The sequence below is a fragment of the Enterobacter sp. A103 genome (assembly GCF_034427535.1).
In the GTDB taxonomy this organism is placed as follows: domain Bacteria; phylum Pseudomonadota; class Gammaproteobacteria; order Enterobacterales; family Enterobacteriaceae; genus Enterobacter; species Enterobacter asburiae_B.
Genome location: NZ_JAXQPQ010000006.1, coordinates 24,568 through 47,461, shown reverse-complemented (window position 1 = coordinate 47,461; position 22,894 = coordinate 24,568). Strand labels below are relative to the sequence as shown.

The window sequence follows — 22,894 nt, the reverse complement described above, 5'->3', positions numbered from 1 at the left end:
AGTCACAGCGCAGGCGGATTATCGCAGGAATCGCTTTTTGGTTGGGGAAAATGTTCCGAAAAGGTTAAAGAGTGGTGATTTTATCGGAAGGAATGTGAATGTAATCGCATACACGTAAGAAAATTACGTAAGAGTTACATAAGGAAAACGATTCAGCTTGGGGGGAGTTTTTTACCCCTCACCCCAGCCCTCTCCCCAAAGGGGAGAGGGGGTTCAAGTTCCCTCTCCCCTTTGGGGAGAGGGCTGGGTGAGGGGAAAGAGGTTTAGTGAACCTGCGGATCCGCTGGGGAGGCGTTATTGCGGATCTCAGCGATATCCATCGAATTGAACACGTAGTGCGTACCGCAGTAGTCACAGTGCATATCAATTTCGCCGTCTTCCGCCATGATGCTGTCGATCTCTTCATCCGGCAGGGTTTTCAGCGCGCCAGCACAGCGCTCGCGTGAGCAGGTGCACTTAAATTCCACGGACTGCGGGTCGTAAACCGTTACTTCTTCTTCGTGGTACAGACGCCACAGCACGTCGGTCGCCGACAGGTTGAACAGCTCTTCCGCTTTGATGGTTTCGGTCAGCGTCGCCAGGTGCTCAAAGTCATTGGTTTGTGCGTCCTGCGCAGGCAGAACCTGCAGCAGCATACCGCCCGCAGCAGGCTGACCGTCCACTTCACCGGTGCGGATGAAGAGACGCGTCGGCAGCTGTTCAGAACGCATGAAGTAATCTTCCAGGCAGGCTGCCAGGGTATCGCCTTCCAGACCCACCACGCCCTGATAGCGCTCGCCTTCCTCTGGGGAGATGGTGATCACCAGGTAGCCATTACCCACCAGCGTTTTGAGGTCTGCATTTTCAGGCACGTCGCCCTGAACGCGCGCCACGCCGCGCATCTGCTGCTGGTTATTGCCGTTGATCACCGCCAGCGTCATCGGGCCGTCACCCTGCAGCTGCACGGTGATATCACCGGCAAACTTCAGCGTCGCCGTCAGCAGGCTGGTGGCAACCAGCAGTTCGCCCAACAGGGTCTTCACCGGCAGCGGGTAGTTGTGGTTTTCCAGAATCTGTTTCCAGGTTTCGGATACGGTGACCAGCTCGCCGCGCACGGCGAATTGTTCAAACAGATAGCGGTGTAATTGGTCGTGTTGGGCCATTTTCATCTCTCGTGCGGGTGAGGTTAATCAGTCTCACCGTGTTTAAATTTCATTAGATCGCGGCGCTCTTTTTTATCCGGTCGCCGGTCCGGGTGGGGCATCGTCAGCGCGTTCATTTTGCGCGCCAGCGCGGTCTTCTCGCGCTTTTCAATGCTCTCCGCCGTCTCTTCATAAAGCAGTACGGCTTCCGCTGCAGGTCGACGCTGTTCGGTAATGGCTTTAATCACCACCGTACGTTCATCGTTGCCCTGACGCAGCGTTAAGGTGGCATTCAGCTCAACCAGCTTGCTCGGTTTGCTGCGCTGGCCGTTGTAATGCACTTTTCCGCCGTCAACCATCTCGCGGGCAAGGGCGCGTGTTTTATAAAAACGCGCCGCCCACAGCCATTTATCCAGTCTTACCCCGTCGGAGGGTTTTTCTTTCATGGCGTCTCCTTCACGGTCAGTGAGGGGATCATCTGGCGATAGTCGTTCAGCCCAGAGTGGCGCAGATAGCTTTTTTCAGCCAGGCCAGAGTCAGGATTGGTCACGCCCAGACAGTAGCGAATGCCAAACCTTGCCGCGGAATCCAGAATGGGCTCGCTGTCATCAATGAACAACGTACGTTCTGGCTGCAAACCCGTCTCTTCCCTCACCGCATGCCACAACCGCTGATCCTCTTTCGGATAACCATATGTGTGGGTGGAAAGTAATAAATCAAGGTGCGACGCCAGACCCGTATGCTCCAGCTTCACCGCCAGATTATGTGGATGCGCGTTGGTCAACAAAATACGGCGCTTGCCGCTCGCTTTCAGCGCATCCAGAAAGGGCACGGTATCCTCGCGCAGAACGGCGCGCGGGCCCTGGGCGGTGGTCATGGCACAAATATCCAAACCGAGGCGCTCGCTCCAGTAGTCAAGACAGTACCAGTTTAGCGTATGTTGCACCGCGCTATATTGCGAACGAATGAATGCCTGCGCTTCTGCCGGGGAGATCCCCTGCTGCTCGCCATAAGTTTCAGGAACCAGCGTTTGCCAGAAATAGTTATCAAAGGCGAGATCGAGCAGCGTGCCGTCCATATCCAGCAGAACGGTATCGACCTCCTGCCAGGCGATATCAAGATGCATAAGGGGGAACTCCAGCCAGAAGAAACGTGCGCGACAGGGTAGCACATCTTGCCGCGCAACGACGTTATCAGATCAGGCTCTCAGACGAGGGGATCAGCTTTGGATTGAGGCAGTTTTCATAATACTGCTGAATGTCGGCAAGCCGGGTGCGCGAGCGCTGGTAGCGGCGCAGGGCCATAAAGCCGTTCCAGAAAATGGCGATCAGCATCGCGATCATCAGCAGAGAGGTGCCGATGTAACGCCACAAGCCTGCGCTATCCGGCATCCGGTGCAGGCCGATATGGCGAGTGCCGTTGGCGTCGGTATAAATACTCGTAACAATTCCTTCGGCGCTGAACGGCGTTTGCATCAGCATCTGCGCCAGGCGCTGGAACTGGCTCCACTGCTCCTGTGCCGGGTAGTCATAAAGCGCAACCTGCGGGTAGGGCTGATCGACAAGGTCGCTGCCTTCATCGCTTGCTATCACAAAGCCGCCCGGCGCCGGGCTGTTCAGCGCCTGAGCCGCACGGGTGGTCTCGCGCATCATGAACGGCGACGTCGAGGTGGCGACCAGGTTATCCAGCGATTCCGCGCTCACCGGACGCAGCAACACGTTAACGCCATCCAGTCGTCCCGCTTCGGCGCGTTTTACCAGCGAGTCCCAGTCTTTGCTGTTCCCCAGGTTTACCAGGGCGTTTTTAAGGCGTATGCACTCATCCTGAGAGGAGCATAAATCCTGCGTTTTCAGGACGATGTCACCAAAATCATCCAGCAGAACCATGCCTGATTTCTGAATGGCCGAGCGCAGCGCGGGGCTGACGCGCGAATCATCGTCCGGTTTCGGGTGCAGCTGGCGGTTAACCGTCTGGGTAAGAGCCGTGGCCTTGTTCACCACTTCGGATTCCGGCAGCGGCAGCGGCGGCGCGTCGTTCCAGATAATTTGCGAACAGTCGAACGGCATGAACGGCGAGCTCTGACGCGTGTTCCACGCCCCCGGGGTGTGAATATTACACATCCCGGTTCCCTTCAGGCGCAGCGTGTCCCCCACGCGTACACCGGCTTCATCCAGTTTGTTGACGCTTGTCGCTTCAATGGTTTGCGCCCCTTTGATCCACGACAGGGTGAATTTAATGGGCATATCCAGCGGCACGAAAAGCAGCAGCATGGCTAAGACCAGCGCGGCGCCGCCGGCAATGACCGTACTGCGTAGCCAGTGCTGAAGCGGGAAATTTTTCACTTCATCATGCAGGGATAAGAAGCGCCCCTGGCGCACAACGTGGCGGTCAAGGTAGATATCAATATCGGTTTTCTGCCCTAAATCCTGTGCGATCCACGGCTGCCAGTGGCGCGGGTAGATCAGGTCGATAATACCGAGCGAGATATTGTTGAGATGCTCCTGATCGTTTTCACCGAACAGGCCCCAGCGCTTTGGCGTCCCGCGCAGGCAGTGGATCTCGCGCAACGAGGTTTTAGCCGGTGGAGCAAAGAGACCCCAAAGCCCGCCGGCCAGCAGCAGCACCGCGCCGCCAGCCAGCCAGGGGACAAACACATCCGGCGTGAGCAGGCAGATAAAAAAGAGCAGGAAGGCAGCAACGATCAGAATGGCTTCACGGATGCCGTCCGGGCGGCTCAGGGCGTACTCTTCATGCGTTTCCTGGCGAATGTTCAGCAGTTCGATCTGCTCTGTCTCTTCGCCACGAATGGACGCCTGCGTTGAACTCGCGCGCTCCAGCGCAAAACGCGGGGCTTCCTGAAGGTATTCATTCAGCGTATGGCCGTTAAGCGTGATAACCAGAGGCAACGAATCGGTGTGAATCAGCTCAACGCTGTTTTCGTCATTAATGTATTGCTCCCAGGACGGGGGCAGATGCACTTCGACGGAATCAAGGTAATAGCGCCATTTGTTTGGGTCATCAGTGGTGATGCCATAGCGCGTGATGGAGCGCGTCACGCAGAGCACGGTATCACTTTGCGCATTCAGCTTTAGCGCGACGGGCGCAGCGGTGGCTCCCGTTGGCCCAGGCGTTAACTGAGTACGGTTCAGGATTTCGAGATAGTTTTCAACCGCATCGCGCTCGTCCTGCGTGAGTTTACGCGTGCTTGCACCCGCAAATGCGTTTAAAAAAGGCAGACGATAACGGCGCTGTACGCGGCGCCTGTACAACCACCCTGCAACCAACGCGCCGGCCAGCATAGCAGCGAGAACAATCAAAATGGTGCTCATGCTTTCCCCATCTTACTTATCTTCTTACAGGTGTAGTCAGTAGCACCTTTACATTGAATGAGAGTCTGTGGCTGGCTATCGGCAAGTATGGAGTCGAACTTGAGCATTCTGAAGCGCATCCCAGTGACCGGTGATGATAGCAAAGCCTGTTATGGCGCGATATCAGCAAATTCCTGGAAACATTTCAACCTCTTGACATTTGTTTTGAATTGAGGATTGATCCCTGATACGTTGCACAAATGTAAATAAAGAACGATTGACATTGCCGAAACCGTGCGGCATATCGCACAATAACGCCAGTTCTCACTGCTAAGACCCATCAAGATGAGCAAACCATTACAAAAACCCACCATTCTGAATGTTGAAACTGTCGCCAAATCGCGCCTGTTTAATGTCGAAAGTGTGGACCTGGAGTTTAGCAACGGTGTGCGTCGCGTTTATGAACGTATGCGCCCCTCTTCGCGCGAAGCGGTGATGATTGTTCCCATTGTCGACGATCATCTGATTTTGATCCGCGAATACGCTGTGGGAACGGAATCTTACGAGCTTGGGTTCTCGAAAGGGCTTATCGACCCGGGTGAAACCGTCTTTGAAGCGGCAAACCGCGAGCTAAAAGAAGAGGTCGGCTTCGGTGCGAATGAGCTTTCATTCCTGAAAAAGCTGAGCATGGCACCGTCCTATTTTTCCAGCAAAATGAATATCGTGGTGGCTGAAGATCTCTATCCTGAATCGCTGGAAGGGGATGAGCCGGAGCCGCTGCCGCAGGTTCGCTGGCCGTTAGCGCACCTGATGGATCTGCTTGAAGACCCTGACTTTAATGAGGCTCGCAACGTGAGCGCGCTGTTCCTGGTACGGGAGTGGTTGAAGGGGCAGGGGCGACTGTAGTGGCCTGATGCCCTCACCCCAACCCTCTCCCACGGGAGAGAGAGCAAACACAAAAACGGCAACCAGAGGTTGCCGTTTTGCTTTGTTGTCAGAACAGCTCGTGCGTCTCGCCGTTATCAATAATCTCTGTCCCCACCTCGTGCACCGCCTGGGTGGTTGGCTGCGTGCCCTCGATGAAATACTCTTCGCGACTATTACCGCCGTTGGCGAGCTGACCCGTGCTGCGGTCGATATTAACCGTCACCACGCCTGGCGGTGGCGTTAACGGCTGCTCCGGCACGCCTTCAAGAACAGACTTCATGTAGGCGTCCCAGGCCGGCTGCGCGCTCTTCGCACCGCCTTCGTAGCCGGAAATCTGATCCTTAATCGCGCCGGAGGCCGTTGTACGACCTAAGTCACGGCGGTGATCGTCGAAACCGATCCAGACCGACGTCACCACGCCCGGGCCGTAGCCGGAGAACCACGCGTCTTTCGAGCTGTTGGTTGTCCCCGTTTTACCGCCGATGTCATGGCGCTGCAAATCGCGCCCTGCGCGCCAGCCTGTGCCCTGCCAGCCCGGTTCACCGAAGATGTTGGTGTTCAGCGCGCTTTTGATCAGGAACGACAGCGGCGTGTTGATCACGTGCGGGGCATACTCCGGCGCGCCGGTCTGTGCCACCAGCGACTGGTTAGCCTGCTCGAGCTGCGGCTGCGGCACGACGCCGTTCTGCTGCTCCTGAGACACGGCAGGGTCTTCCATGTCCTTATTCTCAAGCACCTCGGATTTCGGCGTATTGCCATAAATCACCGGAATATCGCAGTCAGGGCAGGCAATTTTCGGCTTCGCTTCGAACAGCACGCCGCCCTGGTCGTTCTCGATCTTGCTGATGAAGTACGGGTCAATCAGGAAGCCGCCGTTGGCCATCACCGAGTACCCGCGTGCGACCTGAAGCGGCGTAAACGAGGCGGAGCCTAACGCCAGCGACTCGGTGCGAACGATGTTCTGCGCCGGGAAACCGAAGCGCTGCAGATACTCTGCGGCATAGTCGACGCCCATTGCGCGCATGGCGCGCACCATCACCACGTTTTTCGACTGTCCCAGGCCCTGACGGAGACGAATTGGGCCGGCATACTCCGCAGGAGAGTTCTTCGGCTGCCAGTCGGAACCGGCACCGGCATCCCAGCGGGAGATTGGCACGTCGTTAAGGATGCTGGCGAGGGTCAAGCCCTTATCCATCGCTGCCGTGTAGAGGAACGGTTTGATATTGGAACCGACCTGACGCAGCGCCTGAGTGGCGCGGTTAAATTTGCTCTGGTTGAAATCAAACCCGCCGACCAGGGCCAGGATGGCACCGTTCTGTGGATTGATAGAGACCAGGGCCGAGTTTACGTCCGGCACCTGCGCCAGCCACCAGGATTCGCCTACCTTGCGCACCCAGATTTGCTGCCCGGTCTGGACTGCATCGGTCACTTTACGCGGCGTTGCGCCCTGCAGGGTATCCGAGCGGTAAGGACGCGCCCAGCGGATACCGTCCATACGCAGGGAGACGGACGTACCGTCCGCGAGCGTCGCAACGGCTTCCTGAGGATCGGCCTGCGTTACCACGGCAGGAAGGAGCGGACCATAGGTTGGCAGCGCCTTCAGCGTACTGGTGATTTTTTTGCTGTCCCACGCGCTTTCGCCCACTTTCCAGAGCACGTTTGACGGGCCGCGATAGCCGTGACGCATATCGTAGTCCATCACGTTGTTCCGCACCGCTTCCTGAGCCGCCTGCTGGACCTTACGGGTGACGGTGGTGTACACGCGATAGCCATCTTCGTAGGCCTTGTCACCATAGCGATTCACCATCTCCTGGCGAACCATTTCGGTCAGGTAAGGGGACGCGAAGGCGATCTCAGGGGCGTGGTAGTTAGCGTCAATGACATCGTTACGCGCCTGGTCGTACTCGCTCTGGCTGATGTAGCCTTCGCTCAGCATACGTGACAAAACGACGTTACGGCGCGCGGTGGCGCGATCGAGCGAGTAGAGCGGGTTAAACGTGGACGGCGCTTTCGGCAGACCGGCGATGGTTGCCATTTCGCTTAAGGTGAGCTGCTCAACGGGCTTACCGAAGTACACCTGTGCGGCAGCCCCCACGCCATAGGCGCGGTAACCCAGGTAGATTTTGTTGAGGTACAGCTCAAGGATTTCGTCTTTGCTCAGCAGCTGCTCAATACGGATCGCGAGGAACACCTCTTTGATCTTGCGTATCAGCGTCTTTTCAGGGCTGAGGAAGAAGTTACGCGCCAGCTGCTGCGTAATGGTACTCGCCCCCTGAGAGGCGTGACCAGAGAACAACGCAATGCTCGCGGCACGGAAAATCCCCACCGGATCGACACCGTGGTGCTCGTAAAAACGGCTGTCCTCCGTGGCGATAAAGGCTTTCACCATCACGGGTGGAATTTGGTTTAAGGTCAGCGGAATACGACGCTTCTCGCCATACTGCGCCATCAGCTCGCCATCGGCGCTATAGACTTGCATCGGGATCTGGAGGCGCACATCGCGAAGCGTGGCGACATCAGGTAGCTGTGGCTCAATATATTTGTATAAACCGTAAATCGAGCCTGCTCCCAGCAGAATGCAAAAGACTGCAAGGATGAATAAATACTTTACGAACTTCACCGGAGATTTCCCATTTGGTTTCACTTGGGCAGTTTCTAAACAATCGCGCGGTAGTATAAAGGCAAGCCTGATTCATTGATATAGCCGTCAACCCGACGGGCGATAAGGAGATCGTGAAGCATGGCTTTCAAAACATGGCAAACGGGCGTTCATATTCAACAGGATAGGGTGCAGATCGTCGCCCTGGCCCGGGAGAAGTCGGGCTGGTGCTTGCGCCGCTGGTGGGCGATTCCTCTGGACGAGGGCATCATTCGTGACGGCAAAATTTGTCAGCCAGAACAGCTGGTTGATGCGTTACGCGACTGGCGGAAAACGCTGCCGCACTACCATCGGGTGTTCCTCTCTTTCCCGGCAGCACGCACCCTGCAACGGTCGCTCCCCCGTCCGACCGTTGCGCTGCGCGACAGCGAGCAGCTCTCATGGCTTGGCGCGGCGCTCGCGCGCGAACTGGAGATGTCTGCCGATACGCTCTGTTTCGATTACGCGCAGGATACCTTCAGCAATACCTTTCACGTGACCGCCGCGCAAAACAACGAGGTTGATACCCTACTGGCGCTGGCGAAAACGCTGCGTTTGCGGCTGGTGGCCATTACGCCGGATGCCAGCGCGCTGGCGAATCTTCTTCCTGCGGTGGCGCCAGCGACGTGCGTCGCCTGGCGCGACGACCGGCAGTGGCTGTGGGCGATGCGCCACCAGTGGGGACGCCGCTTTACGACAGAAGCCGAAAGCGTGGCCGAGCTGGCGGCGCTGCTGGCGCTTGGTCCGGATGACATCGCGCTGTTTGATAGCCGACGTGACCCGTGGGAAATCCTGGAGCGCTGCCATGCCCCGCTACCGGACTGCGGCGCTGATTATACCGTTGCGCTGGCGCTGGCCATGAGCGAGGTGCCCGGATGAGCCTCATGAACTTTCTGCCCTGGCGACAGCAGCGGCGCGCACGATGCCTGCGTTTCTGGGGGGCAATGTGTGTCGGCACCGTGCTGTTGATGTTCGCGATCATTTTCTGCCTGCGGATAAACCCTGTTATGAGGCTGCACGCGCTGCAAACGGAGCTGACGGGAATGCAGACCGTGCAGCATGCGCTTGCCTCCCGGCAGAAACTCGCCTCACAGGCGCAGAAGCCAGCGCAGACACGTCAACAACGCGCATGGCAACCGGTGCTGGAATCCCTTTCCCGCGCCACTCCTTCACAGGTCTGGCTGACAGAGCTTCGCTATCAGCCTCCTGCTCTGATGTTGAGCGGGTATGCCATAACTCTGCCAGCCCTGTCTGCTTTGCGCGATGCGCTGGGCCAAATAGCGGGTTTTACGCCCGGAACGGCGGGTGAGCTTCGGCAGGACAGCCAGGGGCGCTGGATGTTCACCCTCCATCTTAAAAGCGAGGGGTAACGCATGGATACCTTGTTAGAACGCTGGTGCGAAAGCCGTCCCTGGTATCGGGTGCTTTTCTGGTGTCTGGGGAGCCTCCTGGCAGGACTGGCCGCGTGGGGCACCTTGCTCAGACCGCTAGACAGGCAGTGTGCTGAACGACAGCGACAGCTGATTCAGGACGCGAGGACGAACGCGGCGTTATGGCCTGCCGTCAGAAAGGTGCCGTTTCGTACGGAAACAACGGAAGTACGCGAGCTGACGCCGTTTTCCCCGCTCGATTTTCAGGGGGATAACGCAACGCTGGTTCACTGGAAGCCGCTGCAGAACGGAGGGGAACTGATGCTGGAGGTGGAGTGGCAGGCTCTCCCGGCGCTTTTTTCCCGGCTGGCGCAGCGGGATGTGCAGATCGCCGCTTTCGCGATTGCACCACAAGGTACAGCGTTGCGCCTGCGGCTGGAGCTGGAACATGCGAAATAGCGCGCGATATTTGCTGGTTTGCTCAGCGCTGCTATTGACCGGCATGCGCGATCCGTTTCGCCCGCCGGACGATCCCTGTGCCATTGGCGAGCTGGCGCAGTGGCGCTATCGCGGCATGGTGGTAGGACAGCAGGCTATCGGCATTTTACAGGATGGGCAAAAGCGCTGGTACCGGCTGAAAACGCATGAACGCTTCCCGGCGGGCTGGACGATAACAGCCATAAATGAAACGGAGCTGGTTGTTAATGTGGGTGACACATGTGAACCAGGAACATGGACGTGGCAACGAGAAGGAACGAATAAGAATGAATTTATGGATAATGCTGTGGCTGCTGGCGTTCAGCCATCCGCTGTGGGCCGCCGCGCCAAAACCGGTCACGCTGGTGGTGGATGACGTGCCTGTAGTCCAGGTGCTGCAGAGCCTGGTCGCACAGGAGAACCGAAATCTGGTGATATCACCTGACGTCGGCGGCACGCTGTCGCTCAACCTGACGCGCGTCCCCTGGCGGCAAGCGTTACAGACGGTTGTCACCAGCGCTGGCCTCGTTTTGAGAGAGGAGGGCGGCATTTTTTATGTGCATACCGCGGCCTGGCAGCGTGAACAGCAGGAGCGCTCAGAACAGGAGCGAACGCGTCGACAGCTTGATGCGCCGCTGGTGTCTCACAGCATCGCTTTTTCCTATGCCGATGCCGGCGAGCTGCAAAAAGACGCGGAAAAGCTCCTGAGCCCCAAGGGAAGTTTGTCTCTCGACAAACGCACCAACCGGCTGCTGATTCGCGATAACCAGACGGTGGTGGAGACGCTGCAGCGCTGGGCCGCTCAGATGGATATTCCCGTCGAGCAGGTCGAGCTGGCGGCGCATATTGTGACCATTAATGAAAAAAGCCTGCGTGAGCTGGGGGTGAAATGGAATCTCGCCGACGCCGCCGACGCGGGCAAGGTTGGCCAGCTCACCACGCTTGGCAGCGATCTTTCCGTCGCCAGCGCCACCAGCCACGTGGGTTTTAACATCGGACGGATCAATGGTCGGCTGCTGGATCTGGAACTTTCTGCGCTGGAGCAAAAACAGCAGGTCGATATCATCGCCAGCCCGCGGCTGCTGGCCTCGCATATGCAACCGGCCAGCATCAAGCAGGGGAGTGAAATCCCGTATCAGGTCTCAAGCGGTGAAAGCGGCGCAACCTCCGTTGAGTTTAAGGAGGCGGTATTAGGGATGGAGGTCACGCCGGTGGTCTTACCGGGAGGGCGCGTGCGCCTGAAATTGCACATCAGTGAAAATATGCCGGGACAGGTTCTGCAGCAGGCGGACGGCGAAACGCTGGCGATCGACAAACAGGAGATAGAAACCCAGGTGGAGGTAAAAAGTGGAGAAACGCTGGCGTTGGGCGGAATTTTTTCGCAGAAGAACAAAACCGGCAGCGACAGCGTGCCGGGGCTGGGGAAAATCCCCTGGCTTGGGCAGCTTTTTCGCCACGATGGGAAGGATAATGAACGGCGCGAGCTAGTGGTGTTTATTACACCACGTCTGGTCGGTATTCGCTGACGGGTAACGATCCCCGCAATGATTTTGCATTCAGTTTGTTGCAGATGTTTGACGTGGGGCATGAATTAGCATACAAGGAGTACCGATTTGAGTTGGACTTACGTCTTATTACCTTATGCGCCCGGCGCGGTGATTTAATCAGTTGCCAAACAAGCCGGAGTATTGAGATAATTTTTAGTCTGACTCTCGCTCTATTGCATATGAGGTTTCAGTTCATGTCCTGCTACGCTGGGTGTCTGCGAAGCGGGAATTACCATTAACGAATAGTCTTAGTAGTACCGATAAAATGGCAGAGAAACGCAATATCTTTCTGGTTGGGCCTATGGGTGCCGGCAAAAGCACTATTGGGCGTCAGTTAGCTCAACAACTCAATATGGAATTTTACGATTCTGATCAAGAGATTGAGAAACGAACCGGAGCTGATGTGGGCTGGGTTTTCGATGTAGAAGGCGAAGAAGGTTTCCGTGACCGAGAAGAAAAAGTGATCAACGAACTCACGGAAAAACAGGGCATCGTTCTGGCAACAGGCGGCGGTTCTGTGAAATCTCGCGAAACCCGTAACCGTCTCTCCGCCCGTGGCGTAGTGGTCTATCTTGAGACGACCATCGAGAAACAGCTGGCACGTACGCAGCGCGATAAAAAGCGCCCGCTGCTGCAGGTTGAAACGCCACCACGCGAAGTTCTGGAAGCGTTGGCCGATGAACGCAATCCGCTGTATGAAGAGATTGCCGACGTGACCATTCGTACTGACGACCAGAGCGCTAAAGTGGTTGCAAACCAGATTATTCATATGCTGGAAAGCAACTGATTCTGGCTTTATATACACTCGCCTGCGGGTAAAAGCATTAAAGGTGGATGTCGCGTCATGGAGAGGATTACAGTTACTCTCGGGGAACGTAGTTACCCTATCACCATCGCGGCTGGTTTGTTTAACGACCCAGCTTCCTTTTTACCACTGAAAGCGGGTGATCAGGCGATGCTGGTCACCAATGAGACGCTGGCTCCGCTTTATCTCGACCGCGTGCACCACCTGCTTGAGCAGGCGGGCGTAAAAGTCGACAGTGTGATTCTCCCCGATGGCGAGCAGTATAAAAGCCTGACGGTACTGGATACCGTCTTTACCGCATTGCTGCAAAAACCGCACGGTCGCGATACAACACTGCTTGCCCTGGGCGGCGGTGTTGTGGGCGATCTGACCGGCTTTGCGGCCGCAAGCTATCAACGTGGCGTCCGTTTTATTCAAATCCCGACCACGTTGCTGTCCCAGGTCGACTCCTCTGTGGGTGGCAAAACGGCAGTCAACCATCCGCTCGGCAAAAACATGATTGGCGCGTTCTACCAGCCCGCATCGGTGGTGGTGGATCTCGACTGTCTGAAAACCCTGCCGAAGCGCGAACTGGCTTCGGGTCTGGCAGAAGTGATCAAATACGGCATTATTCTCGATGGCGAGTTCTTTAGCTGGCTTGAAGAGAATATGGATGCGCTGCTGTGCCTGGATGAGGCTACACTGGCATACTGCATTCGTCGTTGTTGTGAACTGAAAGCAGAAGTTGTCGCTGCTGACGAGCGTGAAACGGGCTTACGTGCTTTACTGAATCTTGGGCATACGTTTGGCCACGCCATTGAAGCCGAGATGGGTTACGGCAACTGGCTGCACGGTGAAGCCGTCGCGGCCGGTATGGTCATGGCAGCGCGCACCTCTGAACGTCTGGGGCAGTTTAAACCTGAAGAGACGGCACGCATCATTGCGCTGCTTGAGCGTGCAGGTTTGCCGGTAACCGGGCCGCAGGAGATGTCGGCGCAAGCGTATTTACCCCACATGATGCGCGATAAAAAAGTATTGGCAGGTGAGATGCGTCTTGTACTCCCGCTTGCAATAGGGAAGAGTGAAGTGCGCGGCGGAGTGCCGCACGATGTCGTTCTTGGCGCTATCGCTGATTGTCAGCAGGCGTAACAACTAGAAAGGTCAGGCCACTGTCGCAGGTGGTCGTTTAGCTTCAGGTGAAATGCAAAGTCGTTAGCATAAGCCTTTGAGTGGGGTGTTAAATGGATGAATTCAAACCAGAAGACGAGCTGAAACCCGATCCCAGCGATCGTCGTACTGGTCGTTCTCGTCAATCTTCAGAACGTGATAACGAGCCGCAGATCAACTTTGACGATGTTGATCTGGATGCAGACGATCGTCGCCCTTCGCGCAGCCGCAACGCGCACGAAGAGCGAGCAGAAGAGGATTATGAGTCCGAAGAAGATTCAATGGACGAACAGCCTGTAGAGCGTCGCCCACGTAAACGTAAAAAAGCCGCTGCGCCGAAACCGGCTTCCCGCCAGTACATCATGATGGGCCTGGGCGTTCTGGTGCTTGTGCTGCTGATTGTCGGCATTGGCTCCGCGCTTAAAGCACCGTCAACGAACTCAACCGAGCAAACTGCTTCCGCTGAGAAGAGCATCAACCTGTCCGGTAACGATGCGACCAATCAGGCGAATGGCGCACAGCCTGCACCGGGTGCGACTTCCGCAGAGCAGACCGCAGGTAACACTACAGCGCCGCAGGATGTTTCTCTGCCGCCCGTTTCTTCAACCCCTGCTCAGGGGCAGGCACCTGCCACGCCTGAAGGCCAGCAGCGCGTAGAAGTTCAGGGTGATCTGAACAATGCGCTGACGCAGCCGCAGAACCAGCAGCAGGTTGATAACGTCGTGGTTAACTCTACGCTGCCAACTGAGCCGGCAACCGTTGCCCCGATTCGCGGTGGTAACGCTCAGCCACAAACGGCTGCGACGGAAACCAAACCGCGCCAGACGCAAACTGCGACGCGTCCTGAACGTAAGCAGGCGGTGATTGAGCCTAAGCGTGAAACCAAACCTCAGGCAGTCGTAAAAGCGCCTGAAGTGAAAGCCGTACCGGCACAGCCGAAACGCACCGAAACGGCTGCGGTGAGCGAGCCTGCTAAAGCGCCAGTCACGCAGACTGCGCCGAAAGCAACGGCAACCACAGCGGCACCTGCAGCAACGGCTCCAGCAGCCACGGCAACAGCCTCCAGCAGCGCCGCAGGCAAAACTGCAGGTAACGTTGGCTCGATGAAGTCTGCGCCATCCAGCAACTACACGCTGCAGCTGAGCAGTTCGTCTAACTATGATAACCTCAACAGCTGGGCGAAGAAATCAAATCTGAAAGACTATGTTGTTTATCAGACGACCCGTAACGGTCAACCGTGGTATGTGCTGGTCAGCGGCGTTTATTCGTCCAAAGATGAAGCGAAACGTGCCGTAGCGGCACTGCCAGCGGATGTTCAGGCAAAAAATCCCTGGGCGAAGCCGATTCATCAGGTTCAGGCCGATCTGAAGTAATGTTTAAAGCGCAGGATGCTGTCGGAGCTTTCTCCACAGCCGGAGAAGGTGTAATCAGTTAGTCAGCATGAAAAAAAATCGCGCTTTTCTGAAATGGGCAGGGGGGAAATACCCCCTGCTCGATGATATTAAAAAGCACCTGCCAAAAGGCGAGTGTCTAATCGAGCCTTTCGTGGGCGCAGGATCGGTGTTCCTGAACACTGATTTTTCTCGTTATATCCTGGCGGATATCAACAACGACCTCATCAGCCTCTATAACATTGTTAAGCTGCGTACCGAAGAGTATGTCGCAGAGGCGCGCAAACTGTTTACGCCGGAGAATAATCAGCCGGACGTTTACTACCAGTTCCGCACTGAGTTTAATCAGAGTCAGGATCCGTTCCGTCGGGCGCTGCTGTTCCTCTATCTCAACCGTCATGGTTACAACGGCCTGTGCCGCTATAACCTGCGCGGGGAGTTTAACGTGCCGTTTGGTCGCTATAAGCGCCCGTATTTCCCGCAGGACGAGCTGTACCACTTTGCCGAAAAAGCGCAGAACGCAGAGTTTCATTGCCTCTCCTATGAAGAGTGTATGGAGCTGGCAGGCGTAAACTCGGTGGTTTACTGTGACCCGCCTTACGCACCACTGTCTGCAACGGCGAATTTCACCGCTTATCACACCAACAGCTTCAGCCCGGCCGAACAGGCACGTCTGGCGGAGATGGCAGAAAAGCTGGTCAGCAAAAGAATTCCGGTGTTAATTTCGAATCACGACACGCCTGATACGCGCGAATGGTATAAAGCCGCGAAGCATTTTCAGGTCAAAGTGCGGCGTAGCATTAGCAGCAACGGCGGCACACGTAAAAAGGTGGACGAACTTCTGGCTCTTTATCGCCCCTGAGCCGTTTTGCCCGCCGGTAAACACATTTCAAGGAGAAGCGGATGAAACAGTTTTTGATTGCTCCCTCAATTCTGTCGGCCGATTTTGCCCGCCTGGGTGAAGACACCGCCAAAGCTCTCGCGGCTGGCGCAGATGTTGTCCATTTCGACGTTATGGACAACCACTACGTCCCTAACCTGACCATTGGCCCAATGGTGCTCAAGGCATTACGCAACTATGGCATTACCGCGCCGATCGACGTTCACCTGATGGTTAAGCCTGTTGATCGCATCGTGCCTGACTTCGCCGCAGCGGGTGCCAGTATCATCACTTTCCATCCTGAAGCCTCTGAACACGTGGACCGCACGCTGCAGCTGATCAAAGAGAACGGCTGTAAGGCGGGCCTGGTGTTTAACCCGGCCACGCCGCTGAGCTATCTCGACTATGTCATGGACAAGCTGGACGTGATTCTGCTGATGTCCGTTAACCCGGGCTTTGGCGGTCAGTCGTTCATTCCCCACACGCTGGATAAGCTGCGTGAAGTGCGCCGTCGTATTGATGAGTCAGGTTACGATATTCGCCTGGAAGTGGACGGCGGTGTGAAAGTGAATAACATTGGTGAAATTGCGGCAGCCGGCGCGGATATGTTCGTTGCAGGTTCGGCAATTTTCGACCAACCGGATTACAAAAAAGTCATTGATGAAATGCGCCGTGAGCTGGCGAAGGTAAGTCATGGATAAATTGCAGGCAATTCGGGGTATCGCATTTGACCTCGACGGCACGCTGGTCGACAGCGCGCCGGGCTTAACGAGCGCCGTAGACCAGGCGCTGTACGCCCTTGAACTCCCCGTTGCGGGGGAAGAGCGTGTGGTAACGTGGATTGGCAACGGCGCCGATGTCCTGATGGAGCGCGCGTTGACGTGGGCGCGTCAGGAGCGCGCGTCGCAGCGTTCCGCGCAGGGTAAACCGAGCGTTGACCACGCTGACATCCCTAAGGATGAACAGCTGCGGATTCTGCGCAAACTGTTCGATCGTTTCTACGAAGAGACCGTCGAGGAGGGCAGTTTCCTGTTCCCGGACGTTCAGGAAACGCTGAGCGCGCTGCACGCGAAGGGCATTCCGCTGGGGCTGGTGACCAACAAACCGACGCCGTTTGTTGCACCGCTGCTGGAAGCGCTCGATATCGCGAAGTATTTCTCCGTGATTGTGGGCGGCGACGACGTGCAGAACAAAAAGCCGCATCCGGAACCGCTGTTGCTGGTGGCAGGAAAATTATCCTTAACGCCTGCGGAGCTGCTCTTTGTCGGGGATTCGCGCAATGATATTCTGGCTGCCCGAGCGGCTGGGTGTCCTTCCGTCGGATTAACCTATGGCTACAACTACGGTGAAGCCATCACGCTAAGTGAGCCGGATGTGGTCTTCGACCACTTCAAAGATTTGTTGCCCGCACTCGGGCTTTCGCACAGTGAACATCAGGAATTGAATAATGACTAAGCCCATCGTTTTTAGTGGCGCACAGCCTTCAGGTGAATTGACCATTGGTAACTACATGGGTGCGTTACGTCAGTGGGTCAGCATGCAGGATGAGTACCATTGCATTTACTGCATCGTCGATCTCCATGCGATTACCGCGCGTCAGGATCCTGAGAAGCTGCGTAAAGCCACCCTGGACACCCTGGCGCTGTACCTGGCCTGCGGCATCGATCCTGAGAAGAGCACCATTTTCGTTCAGTCGCACGTGCCGGAGCACGCGCAGCTGGGCTGGGCGCTGAACTGCTACACCTATTTCGGCGAGCTGAGCCGTATGACCCAGTTCAAGGATAAATCCGCGCGCTACTCTGAAAACATCAACGCCGGTCTGTTCGACTATCCGGTGCTGATGGCGGCGGACATCCTGCTGTATCAAACCAACCAGGTACCGGTAGGTGAAGACCAGAAGCAGCACCTGGAGCTGAGCCGCGATATCGCCCAGCGCTTTAACGCGATTTACGGCGATGTGTTTAAAGTGCCAGAGCCGTTTATTCCGAAGTCCGGCGCGCGCGTGATGTCGCTGCTGGAGCCGACCAAGAAGATGTCCAAGTCTGACGATAACCGCAACAACGTTATCGGCCTGCTGGAAGATCCGAAATCCGTCGTCAAAAAGCTCAAGCGCGCGGTCACCGACTCCGACGAGCCGCCTGTAGTGCGCTACGACGTGCAGAACAAAGCGGGCGTCTCCAACCTGCTGGATATTCTCTCCGGCGTGACCGGCCAGAGCATTCCTGAACTGGAAAAACACTTCGAAGGCAAGATGTACGGCCACCTGAAAGGTGAAGTGGCAGACGCCGTTTCCGGCATGCTGACCGAGCTGCAGGAGCGTTATCACCGCTACCGTAACGATGAAGCTTTCCTGCAGAAGGTGATGAAAGACGGCGCGGAAAAAGCCAGCGCGCGCGCGTCCGAAACCCTGAAAGCGGTGTACGAAGCGATTGGGTTTGTGGGTAAACCGTAGGTAAAAGCAAAACGGTAACCACGTTACCGTTTTTAGGGTTGTACCCTCTCACTGTGGGAGAGGGTCAGGGTGAGGGCATCAGGCCGCACTTCCCTACACAAAAAAACCGGGGTATCCCGGTTTTTTTACGCCTGAAGAACGCTTACTGATCCGCCGCCGGGCCGCCAACGCCGATGATCTTCGACATGGAGATCGCCGGGTGCAGCAGGTAATCGTAGCTGCAGTTATTTTTGGTGTTCTGTACATGACCGGTGCAGGCAGTCAGAGTCGATAACAGGCCAACCAGAACGGCGGCTTTTGCCAGTTTGAACATACGCATTCCTTGTCTTAAAAACGAAAGTTGGATGTAACTCAGGGGAATAAAGGGAGAAATTCCACTTCGGGGCGGTATGTTATCGACAGCAGTAAGAGGGGAGTAGTCCGCATAAGGACTACTCCGCAAAGGAAGAATATGCGTTAGTGATTTGAGAACCAGTTCAGCTTATCGCGCAGCTCAACCACACGACCCACGACAATCAGCGCCGGGCTTTCGACCTGCTGCGCAAGCTCACCGAGCTGCGTCAGTACACCATTCACCACGCGTTGCTTGATGGACGTACCGTTTTCCACCAGCGCAACCGGCATATCAGCCTCCATGCCGTGCTCCAGCAGCTTCGCCTGAATCGTCGCGGCCTGGTTCAGCCCCATGTAGAAGACCAGCGTCTGCTTTTCCGCGGCCAGGTTATGCCAGTCCAGCTCGCAGCCGGTTTTCAGATGGCCCGTCACCAGACGCACGCTCTGGGCATAGTCGCGGTGGGTCAGCGGAATGCCAGAGTAAGCTGAGCAGCCGGATGCCGCCGTAATGCCCGGCACGACGGAGAACGGAATACCCGCGTCACACAGGGTTTCCAGCTCCTCGCCGCCGCGACCAAAGATAAACGGATCGCCACCCTTAAGGCGCACCACGCGCTTACCTTTCTGCGCCTCGCGCAGGAGGATCTGGTTAATCTCCTCCTGCGGCACGCAGTGATAGCCCGCCCGTTTACCAACGAATACGCGGTCGGCATCGCGGCGTACCAGGTTCATGATGTCATCAGAGACCAGGCGATCGTAAACTACGGTATCGGCCTGCTGGATCTGCTGTAGCCCTTTCAGCGTCAGCAGGCCCGCATCGCCGGGGCCTGCGCCCACCAGCACCACTTCACCGCGATGGTCCAGCGGCTCGCTGAGCAGCTGTTCGGTCGTCTCTTCAACGGCTTTGGTGTCCTGATTCGCCAGCGACTGCGCCAGCCTGTCGTTCACAAAGAATTTTTCCCAGAAGCGGCGGCGCTCACCCACGGTCGAGAAGGTTTGCTTCACGCGGGAGCGGAGCTGCCCGGCGTAATGCGCAATCTGACCAAGGTGCTGCGGCAGCACGGCCTCCAGCTTTTCCCGCAGCAGGCGGGCGAGAACCGGCGAGCGTCCGCCGGACGACACTGCAATCATCAGCGGCGAGCGGTCGATAATCGACGGCATAATAAAGCTGGCCTCTTTCGGCGCATCCACCACGTTGCAGAAGATTCGACGCGCTTCGCAGGCGTCGCTGACGCGCTGGTTCACTTCATCGTCGTCCGTTGCGGCAATCGTCAGCCAGCAGGTATCGAGCAGGGATTCATCAAACTCACCCTGTTCCAGCGTGAGCATCCCTTCCTGAGCCCAGACCTCAAACTGTGGGGCGAAGGTGAGGGCATTGACGGTGAGCCGGGCGCCAGCCTCTAGCAGCAGGCGCGCTTTGCGTTCAGCCACGTCGCCGCCGCCCACGAGCAGGCAGTCGCGGTTGCGTAGTTGACAGAAAATCGGCAGGTGATCCACGACGTTACCTCGCAGCTTTCATGGAGGGGGTAAGAATTGACGTCAGGATAACAGCAGGAATCGTACAAAACATACGGTTTTTCCTGCCGTTACCCATAAGGGGTCATAAGCTTTTCGTATTGAAAAGGCGGGGGATTAGCCTTTCAACTGCACCTTGCCGTCCTTCACGCGAACGTCATAGTGCTTCACTGAATGACTCTCATCTTCCATGCAGTAACCGTCGCTTAAGCGGAAACGCTGCTTTTTCAGCGGGCTGGCGACCCACAGTTCGCCCTGATGCTCGGCAATAAGTCCGCGGGAAAGCACGCTGGCCTCGAAGAACGGGTCGATATTGCTGATGGCAAAAACCTGTTCATCGTGGCGAGGGCGGAAAATCGCAACCTGCTCGCTGCCCAGCAGCGCGCATACGCCGGTGGCCGGGATGATGTCGTTAATATCGCAAATGTTTATCCACTGGCTCATGCGTTTTCCTCCACCAGCTTGACCGGAATTCGTTCATACGGTGTCGCTGGACGATGCTGTTCACGCTCGGGCACTACCTGTACGTTCGGGTCGCGCTGGGTGCTGTTGATGAAGTGTTTGAAGCGCGTCTGCGCCGCCGGGGTGTTGACGGTTTCAGTCCACTCGCAGATCACCGCCTCGCGCAGGCGCGCCATCTCGGCTTCCAGATGTTCATTCAGGCCCAGTTTGTCGTCGATGATCACCGCTTTCAGGTAGTCGATGCCGCCTTCCAGGTTATCGAGCCAGGAGGCGGTACGGGTCAGCTTATCGGCGGTGCGGATATAGAACATCATGAAGCGGTCTAGATACTGAATCAGCGTGTCGCGATCGAGATCCGCCGCCAGCAGGTCCGCGTGGCGTGGCTTCATCCCGCCGTTGCCGCAGACGTACAGGTTCCAGCCTTTTTCGGTGGCGATAATACCCACGTCTTTACCCTGCGCTTCCGCACATTCGCGGGTACAGCCGGAGACGCCAAACTTCATTTTGTGCGGTGTGCGGATGCCTTTGTAGCGGTTTTCCAGCTCCACGCCGAAGCCCACGCTGTCGCCGACGCCGTAGCGGCACCAGGTGCTCCCCACGCAGGTTTTCGCCATGCGCAGCGCTTTGGCGTACGCGTGACCGGTTTCGAAGCCGGCTTCAATCAGCTGACGCCAGATTTCCGGCAGATCGTCTTTCTGCGCGCCAAACAGGCCGATACGCTGGGAGCCGGTAATTTTGGTGTAGAGGTTAAATTCACGCGCAATACGACCCACGGCGACCAGCCCTTCCGGCGTGATTTCGCCCCCGGCTGAGCGTGGAATAACGGAGTAGGTGCCGTCTTTCTGGATGTTCGCCAGGAAGTTGTCGTTGGTGTCCTGCAGCGGCGTGTGTTCCGGATTGAGTACGTACTCGTTCCAGCAGGAGGCCAGCAGGGAGCCGACGGTCGGTTTACACACTTCGCAGCCGTAGCCCTGGCCGTGTTTCGCCAGCAGCTCGTCGAAGGACTTGATGCCTTCCACGCGGATCAGGTGATACAGCTCCTGGCGAGAATACGCGAAGTGCTCGCACAGGTTGTTGTTCACTTCGATGCCCTGTTTCGCCAGTTCGGCGTTCAGCACCTGAGTGACCAGCGGAATACAGCCGCCGCAGCCGGTACCGGCTTTGGTTTCCGCTTTCAGCGCCGCCACGGTGTGGCAGCCTTTGTTGATGGCGGAGATCAGCATGCCTTTGGTGACGTCGAAGCAGGAGCAAATCTGCGCGCTGTCCGGCAGTTTATCCACGCCGATAGACGGCTTGCCGCTGGAAGCGTGCGCCGGGAGGATCAGCGCATCCGGGTTTTCCGGCAGTTCGATGGCGTTCAGCACCAGCTGGAGCAGGTTGCCGAAGTCGCTGGTGTCGCCCACCAGCACCGCGCCGAGCAGGGTTTTGTTGTCCTGGCTGACGATGAGGCGTTTGTAGACTTCTTTGCTTTCGTCGAGATAGACATAGCTGCGGGAATTCGGGGTGCGGCCATGCGCATCGCCAATACCGCCCACGTCCACGCCCAGCAGCTTCAGCTTGGCGCTCATGTCTGCACCGGTAAACGCGTTTTCGCTGCCGAGGATATGGTCCACGGCAACCTGCGCCATTTTGTAGCCCGGTGCCACCAGACCGTAGACGCGGTTGTTCCAGCTGGCGCATTCGCCGATGGCGTAGATATCCGGATCGGAGGTCTGGCAGGCGTCGTTGATCATGATCCCGCCGCGCTGCGCCACGGCCAGCCCGCACTGGGTCGCCAGCTTGTCGCGCGGACGAATACCGGTGGAGAAGACGATGAAGTCCACTTCCAGCTCGCTGCCATCGGCAAAGCGCATGGTTTTGCGCGCTTCAGTCCCTTCCTGAACGATCTCTTTGGTGTTTTTGCTGGTGTGAACCTTCACGCCCATGCTTTCGATTTTACGACGCAGCTGGTCACCGCCCATGTGGTCGAGCTGTTCGGCCATCAGCATCGGGGCAAATTCGATGACGTGGGTTTCAACGCCGAGGTTTTTCAGCGCGCCTGCCGCTTCCAGACCCAGCAGACCACCGCCGACCACCGCGCCGCGACGGCTGCGACGGGCGCAGGATTCGATGGCATTGAGGTCTTCAATGGTACGGTAGACGAAGCAATCCTGAGTTTCCGAGCCTTTGATCGGCGGGATCCACGGATAGGAGCCCGTCGCCATGATCAGCTTGTCGTAAAAAACCGTACGCCCGGCGCTGGAGTGGATCACTTTTTCCTGACGGTTGATGGTGATAGCGCGTTCGCCCACCAGCACTTTTACGCCATGCTTCTCGTAGAAACCTTCGCGCACCAGAGAGAGCTCTTCGGCGGTATGATGGGAGAAGTAGGAAGACAGGTGCACACGGTCGTACGCCTTGCGGGGTTCTTCACAGAACACGGTAATATCGAACTGCCCAGCATCGGCCTTATCGAGAAGATCCTCGATAAAGCGGTGGCCGACCATGCCGTTACCGATGATAGCGAGTCTGACTTTGCTCAT

At 56.9% G+C, this 22,894-nt stretch carries 22 protein-coding genes; 13 read left to right on the top strand and 9 right to left on the bottom strand.

Going from position 1 to position 22,894, the window contains the following annotated elements:
- Positions 1 to 263: 263 nt before the first annotated feature.
- The 4 genes from hslO to SPH27_RS16710 form a co-directional block, all read right to left on the bottom strand.
- Complete coding sequence (gene hslO, locus SPH27_RS16725) at positions 264 to 1,148, bottom strand: Hsp33 family molecular chaperone HslO (RefSeq protein ID WP_161495995.1); 885 nt, start codon at positions 1,146 to 1,148, stop codon at positions 264 to 266.
- A gap of 17 nt (positions 1,149 to 1,165) precedes the next feature.
- A complete protein-coding gene (gene hslR, locus SPH27_RS16720; RefSeq protein ID WP_029740483.1) occupies positions 1,166 to 1,567 on the bottom strand; it encodes a ribosome-associated heat shock protein Hsp15 in 402 nt (133 codons plus the stop codon).
- A complete protein-coding gene (yrfG, locus tag SPH27_RS16715; protein ID WP_182071594.1) occupies positions 1,564 to 2,247 on the bottom strand; it encodes a GMP/IMP nucleotidase in 684 nt (227 codons plus the stop codon). The genes hslR and yrfG overlap by 4 nt, the downstream gene beginning before the upstream one ends.
- Before the next feature lie 67 nt (positions 2,248 to 2,314).
- A complete protein-coding gene (locus tag SPH27_RS16710) occupies positions 2,315 to 4,450 on the bottom strand; it encodes an intracellular growth attenuator family protein (RefSeq protein ID WP_182071593.1) in 2,136 nt (711 codons plus the stop codon).
- Between the two features lie 324 nt (positions 4,451 to 4,774).
- Between SPH27_RS16710 and nudE the strand changes: the two genes are divergently transcribed.
- Complete coding sequence (gene nudE, locus SPH27_RS16705; RefSeq protein WP_008503041.1) at positions 4,775 to 5,335, top strand: ADP compounds hydrolase NudE; 561 nt, start codon at positions 4,775 to 4,777, stop codon at positions 5,333 to 5,335.
- Positions 5,336 to 5,423: 88 nt separating this feature from the next.
- Here nudE and mrcA read toward each other — a convergent pair whose 3' ends face one another.
- On the bottom strand, positions 5,424 to 7,976 hold the full coding sequence (gene mrcA / locus SPH27_RS16700) for a peptidoglycan glycosyltransferase/peptidoglycan DD-transpeptidase MrcA (RefSeq protein ID WP_048981436.1): 2,553 nt from the start codon (positions 7,974 to 7,976) through the stop codon (positions 5,424 to 5,426).
- A 120-nt stretch (positions 7,977 to 8,096) separates the two neighbouring features.
- On the opposite strand from mrcA, the gene pilM reads away from it, so the two are divergent.
- The 12 genes from pilM (at position 8,097) to trpS (ending at position 18,062) form a co-directional block, all read left to right on the top strand.
- Positions 8,097 to 8,873, top strand: a complete 777-nt coding sequence (gene pilM / locus SPH27_RS16695; RefSeq protein WP_182071592.1) for a pilus assembly protein PilM — start codon at positions 8,097 to 8,099, stop codon at positions 8,871 to 8,873.
- Positions 8,870 to 9,364, top strand: a complete 495-nt coding sequence (locus SPH27_RS16690; RefSeq protein WP_047059815.1) for a PilN domain-containing protein — start codon at positions 8,870 to 8,872, stop codon at positions 9,362 to 9,364. The genes pilM and SPH27_RS16690 overlap by 4 nt, the downstream gene beginning before the upstream one ends.
- Positions 9,365 to 9,367: 3 nt before the next feature.
- Entirely contained in the window at positions 9,368 to 9,823 is a 456-nt protein-coding gene (locus tag SPH27_RS16685) for a HofO (RefSeq protein ID WP_094934891.1), read from the top strand.
- Entirely contained in the window at positions 9,813 to 10,217 is a 405-nt protein-coding gene (locus SPH27_RS16680) for a HofP DNA utilization family protein (RefSeq protein ID WP_182071591.1), read from the top strand. Before SPH27_RS16685 ends, SPH27_RS16680 begins: the two co-directional genes overlap by 11 nt.
- Positions 10,129 to 11,367, top strand: a complete 1,239-nt coding sequence (gene hofQ / locus SPH27_RS16675) for a DNA uptake porin HofQ (RefSeq protein ID WP_182071590.1) — start codon at positions 10,129 to 10,131, stop codon at positions 11,365 to 11,367. The genes SPH27_RS16680 and hofQ overlap by 89 nt, the downstream gene beginning before the upstream one ends.
- 286 nt (positions 11,368 to 11,653) lie before the next feature.
- Positions 11,654 to 12,175 carry a shikimate kinase AroK gene (gene aroK / locus SPH27_RS16670; RefSeq protein ID WP_003861630.1) on the top strand — a complete coding sequence of 174 codons (522 nt, stop codon included), beginning with the start codon at positions 11,654 to 11,656 and terminating at the stop codon, positions 12,173 to 12,175.
- 57 nt (positions 12,176 to 12,232) lie between these two features.
- Positions 12,233 to 13,321, top strand: coding sequence for a 3-dehydroquinate synthase (aroB, locus tag SPH27_RS16665; protein WP_069303369.1), 1,089 nt, complete (start codon positions 12,233 to 12,235; stop codon positions 13,319 to 13,321).
- 92 nt (positions 13,322 to 13,413) lie between these two features.
- Positions 13,414 to 14,712 carry a cell division protein DamX gene (damX, locus tag SPH27_RS16660; protein WP_033146809.1) on the top strand — a complete coding sequence of 433 codons (1,299 nt, stop codon included), beginning with the start codon at positions 13,414 to 13,416 and terminating at the stop codon, positions 14,710 to 14,712.
- Between the two features lie 67 nt (positions 14,713 to 14,779).
- Positions 14,780 to 15,592: an adenine-specific DNA-methyltransferase gene (gene dam, locus SPH27_RS16655; RefSeq protein ID WP_033146808.1), complete on the top strand. Its 813-nt coding sequence runs from the start codon at positions 14,780 to 14,782 to the stop codon at positions 15,590 to 15,592.
- 41 nt (positions 15,593 to 15,633) lie between these two features.
- Positions 15,634 to 16,311, top strand: coding sequence for a ribulose-phosphate 3-epimerase (rpe, locus tag SPH27_RS16650; protein ID WP_024907923.1), 678 nt, complete (start codon positions 15,634 to 15,636; stop codon positions 16,309 to 16,311).
- Positions 16,304 to 17,065: a phosphoglycolate phosphatase gene (gph, locus tag SPH27_RS16645; RefSeq protein ID WP_033146807.1), complete on the top strand. Its 762-nt coding sequence runs from the start codon at positions 16,304 to 16,306 to the stop codon at positions 17,063 to 17,065. Before rpe ends, gph begins: the two co-directional genes overlap by 8 nt.
- Complete coding sequence (gene trpS, locus SPH27_RS16640; RefSeq protein ID WP_023309477.1) at positions 17,058 to 18,062, top strand: tryptophan--tRNA ligase; 1,005 nt, start codon at positions 17,058 to 17,060, stop codon at positions 18,060 to 18,062. The genes gph and trpS overlap by 8 nt, the downstream gene beginning before the upstream one ends.
- 142 nt (positions 18,063 to 18,204) lie before the next feature.
- Here trpS and SPH27_RS16635 read toward each other — a convergent pair whose 3' ends face one another.
- The 4 genes from SPH27_RS16635 to nirB all read right to left on the bottom strand — a co-directional run bounded on the left by SPH27_RS16635 (position 18,205) and on the right by nirB (position 22,894).
- Positions 18,205 to 18,375, bottom strand: a complete 171-nt coding sequence (locus SPH27_RS16635; RefSeq protein WP_322435723.1) for a YhfL family protein — start codon at positions 18,373 to 18,375, stop codon at positions 18,205 to 18,207.
- 143 nt (positions 18,376 to 18,518) lie between these two features.
- Positions 18,519 to 19,892 (bottom strand): siroheme synthase CysG, encoded by a 1,374-nt coding sequence (gene cysG, locus SPH27_RS16630; RefSeq protein WP_069303366.1) that lies wholly within the window; start codon positions 19,890 to 19,892, stop codon positions 18,519 to 18,521.
- Between the two features lie 135 nt (positions 19,893 to 20,027).
- Entirely contained in the window at positions 20,028 to 20,354 is a 327-nt protein-coding gene (gene nirD, locus SPH27_RS16625) for a nitrite reductase small subunit NirD (protein ID WP_023309475.1), read from the bottom strand.
- Positions 20,351 to 22,894, bottom strand: coding sequence for a nitrite reductase large subunit NirB (gene nirB / locus SPH27_RS16620; protein ID WP_182071589.1), 2,544 nt, complete (start codon positions 22,892 to 22,894; stop codon positions 20,351 to 20,353). Before nirB ends, nirD begins: the two co-directional genes overlap by 4 nt.

What these genes read in the sequence shown, in the direction of transcription:
- nudE (WP_008503041.1), top strand. Translation starts at nt 4,775, where the DNA reads ATGAGCAAACCATTACAAAAACCCACCATTCTGAATGTTGAAACTGTC.
- hslO (WP_161495995.1), bottom strand. Translation starts at nt 1,148, where the DNA reads ATGAAAATGGCCCAACACGACCAATTACACCGCTATCTGTTTGAACAA.
- nirB (WP_182071589.1), bottom strand. Translation starts at nt 22,894, where the DNA reads ATGAGCAAAGTCAGACTCGCTATCATCGGTAACGGCATGGTCGGCCAC.
- trpS (WP_023309477.1), top strand. Translation starts at nt 17,058, where the DNA reads ATGACTAAGCCCATCGTTTTTAGTGGCGCACAGCCTTCAGGTGAATTG.
- gph (WP_033146807.1), top strand. Translation starts at nt 16,304, where the DNA reads ATGGATAAATTGCAGGCAATTCGGGGTATCGCATTTGACCTCGACGGC.
- nirD (WP_023309475.1), bottom strand. Translation starts at nt 20,354, where the DNA reads ATGAGCCAGTGGATAAACATTTGCGATATTAACGACATCATCCCGGCC.
- SPH27_RS16680 (WP_182071591.1), top strand. Translation starts at nt 9,813, where the DNA reads ATGCGAAATAGCGCGCGATATTTGCTGGTTTGCTCAGCGCTGCTATTG.
- damX (WP_033146809.1), top strand. Translation starts at nt 13,414, where the DNA reads ATGGATGAATTCAAACCAGAAGACGAGCTGAAACCCGATCCCAGCGAT.
- SPH27_RS16690 (WP_047059815.1), top strand. Translation starts at nt 8,870, where the DNA reads ATGAGCCTCATGAACTTTCTGCCCTGGCGACAGCAGCGGCGCGCACGA.
- dam (WP_033146808.1), top strand. Translation starts at nt 14,780, where the DNA reads ATGAAAAAAAATCGCGCTTTTCTGAAATGGGCAGGGGGGAAATACCCC.
- aroK (WP_003861630.1), top strand. Translation starts at nt 11,654, where the DNA reads ATGGCAGAGAAACGCAATATCTTTCTGGTTGGGCCTATGGGTGCCGGC.
- aroB (WP_069303369.1), top strand. Translation starts at nt 12,233, where the DNA reads ATGGAGAGGATTACAGTTACTCTCGGGGAACGTAGTTACCCTATCACC.
- yrfG (WP_182071594.1), bottom strand. Translation starts at nt 2,247, where the DNA reads ATGCATCTTGATATCGCCTGGCAGGAGGTCGATACCGTTCTGCTGGAT.
- SPH27_RS16635 (WP_322435723.1), bottom strand. Translation starts at nt 18,375, where the DNA reads ATGTTCAAACTGGCAAAAGCCGCCGTTCTGGTTGGCCTGTTATCGACT.
- hslR (WP_029740483.1), bottom strand. Translation starts at nt 1,567, where the DNA reads ATGAAAGAAAAACCCTCCGACGGGGTAAGACTGGATAAATGGCTGTGG.
- SPH27_RS16685 (WP_094934891.1), top strand. Translation starts at nt 9,368, where the DNA reads ATGGATACCTTGTTAGAACGCTGGTGCGAAAGCCGTCCCTGGTATCGG.
- SPH27_RS16710 (WP_182071593.1), bottom strand. Translation starts at nt 4,450, where the DNA reads ATGAGCACCATTTTGATTGTTCTCGCTGCTATGCTGGCCGGCGCGTTG.
- rpe (WP_024907923.1), top strand. Translation starts at nt 15,634, where the DNA reads ATGAAACAGTTTTTGATTGCTCCCTCAATTCTGTCGGCCGATTTTGCC.
- hofQ (WP_182071590.1), top strand. Translation starts at nt 10,129, where the DNA reads ATGAATTTATGGATAATGCTGTGGCTGCTGGCGTTCAGCCATCCGCTG.
- pilM (WP_182071592.1), top strand. Translation starts at nt 8,097, where the DNA reads ATGGCTTTCAAAACATGGCAAACGGGCGTTCATATTCAACAGGATAGG.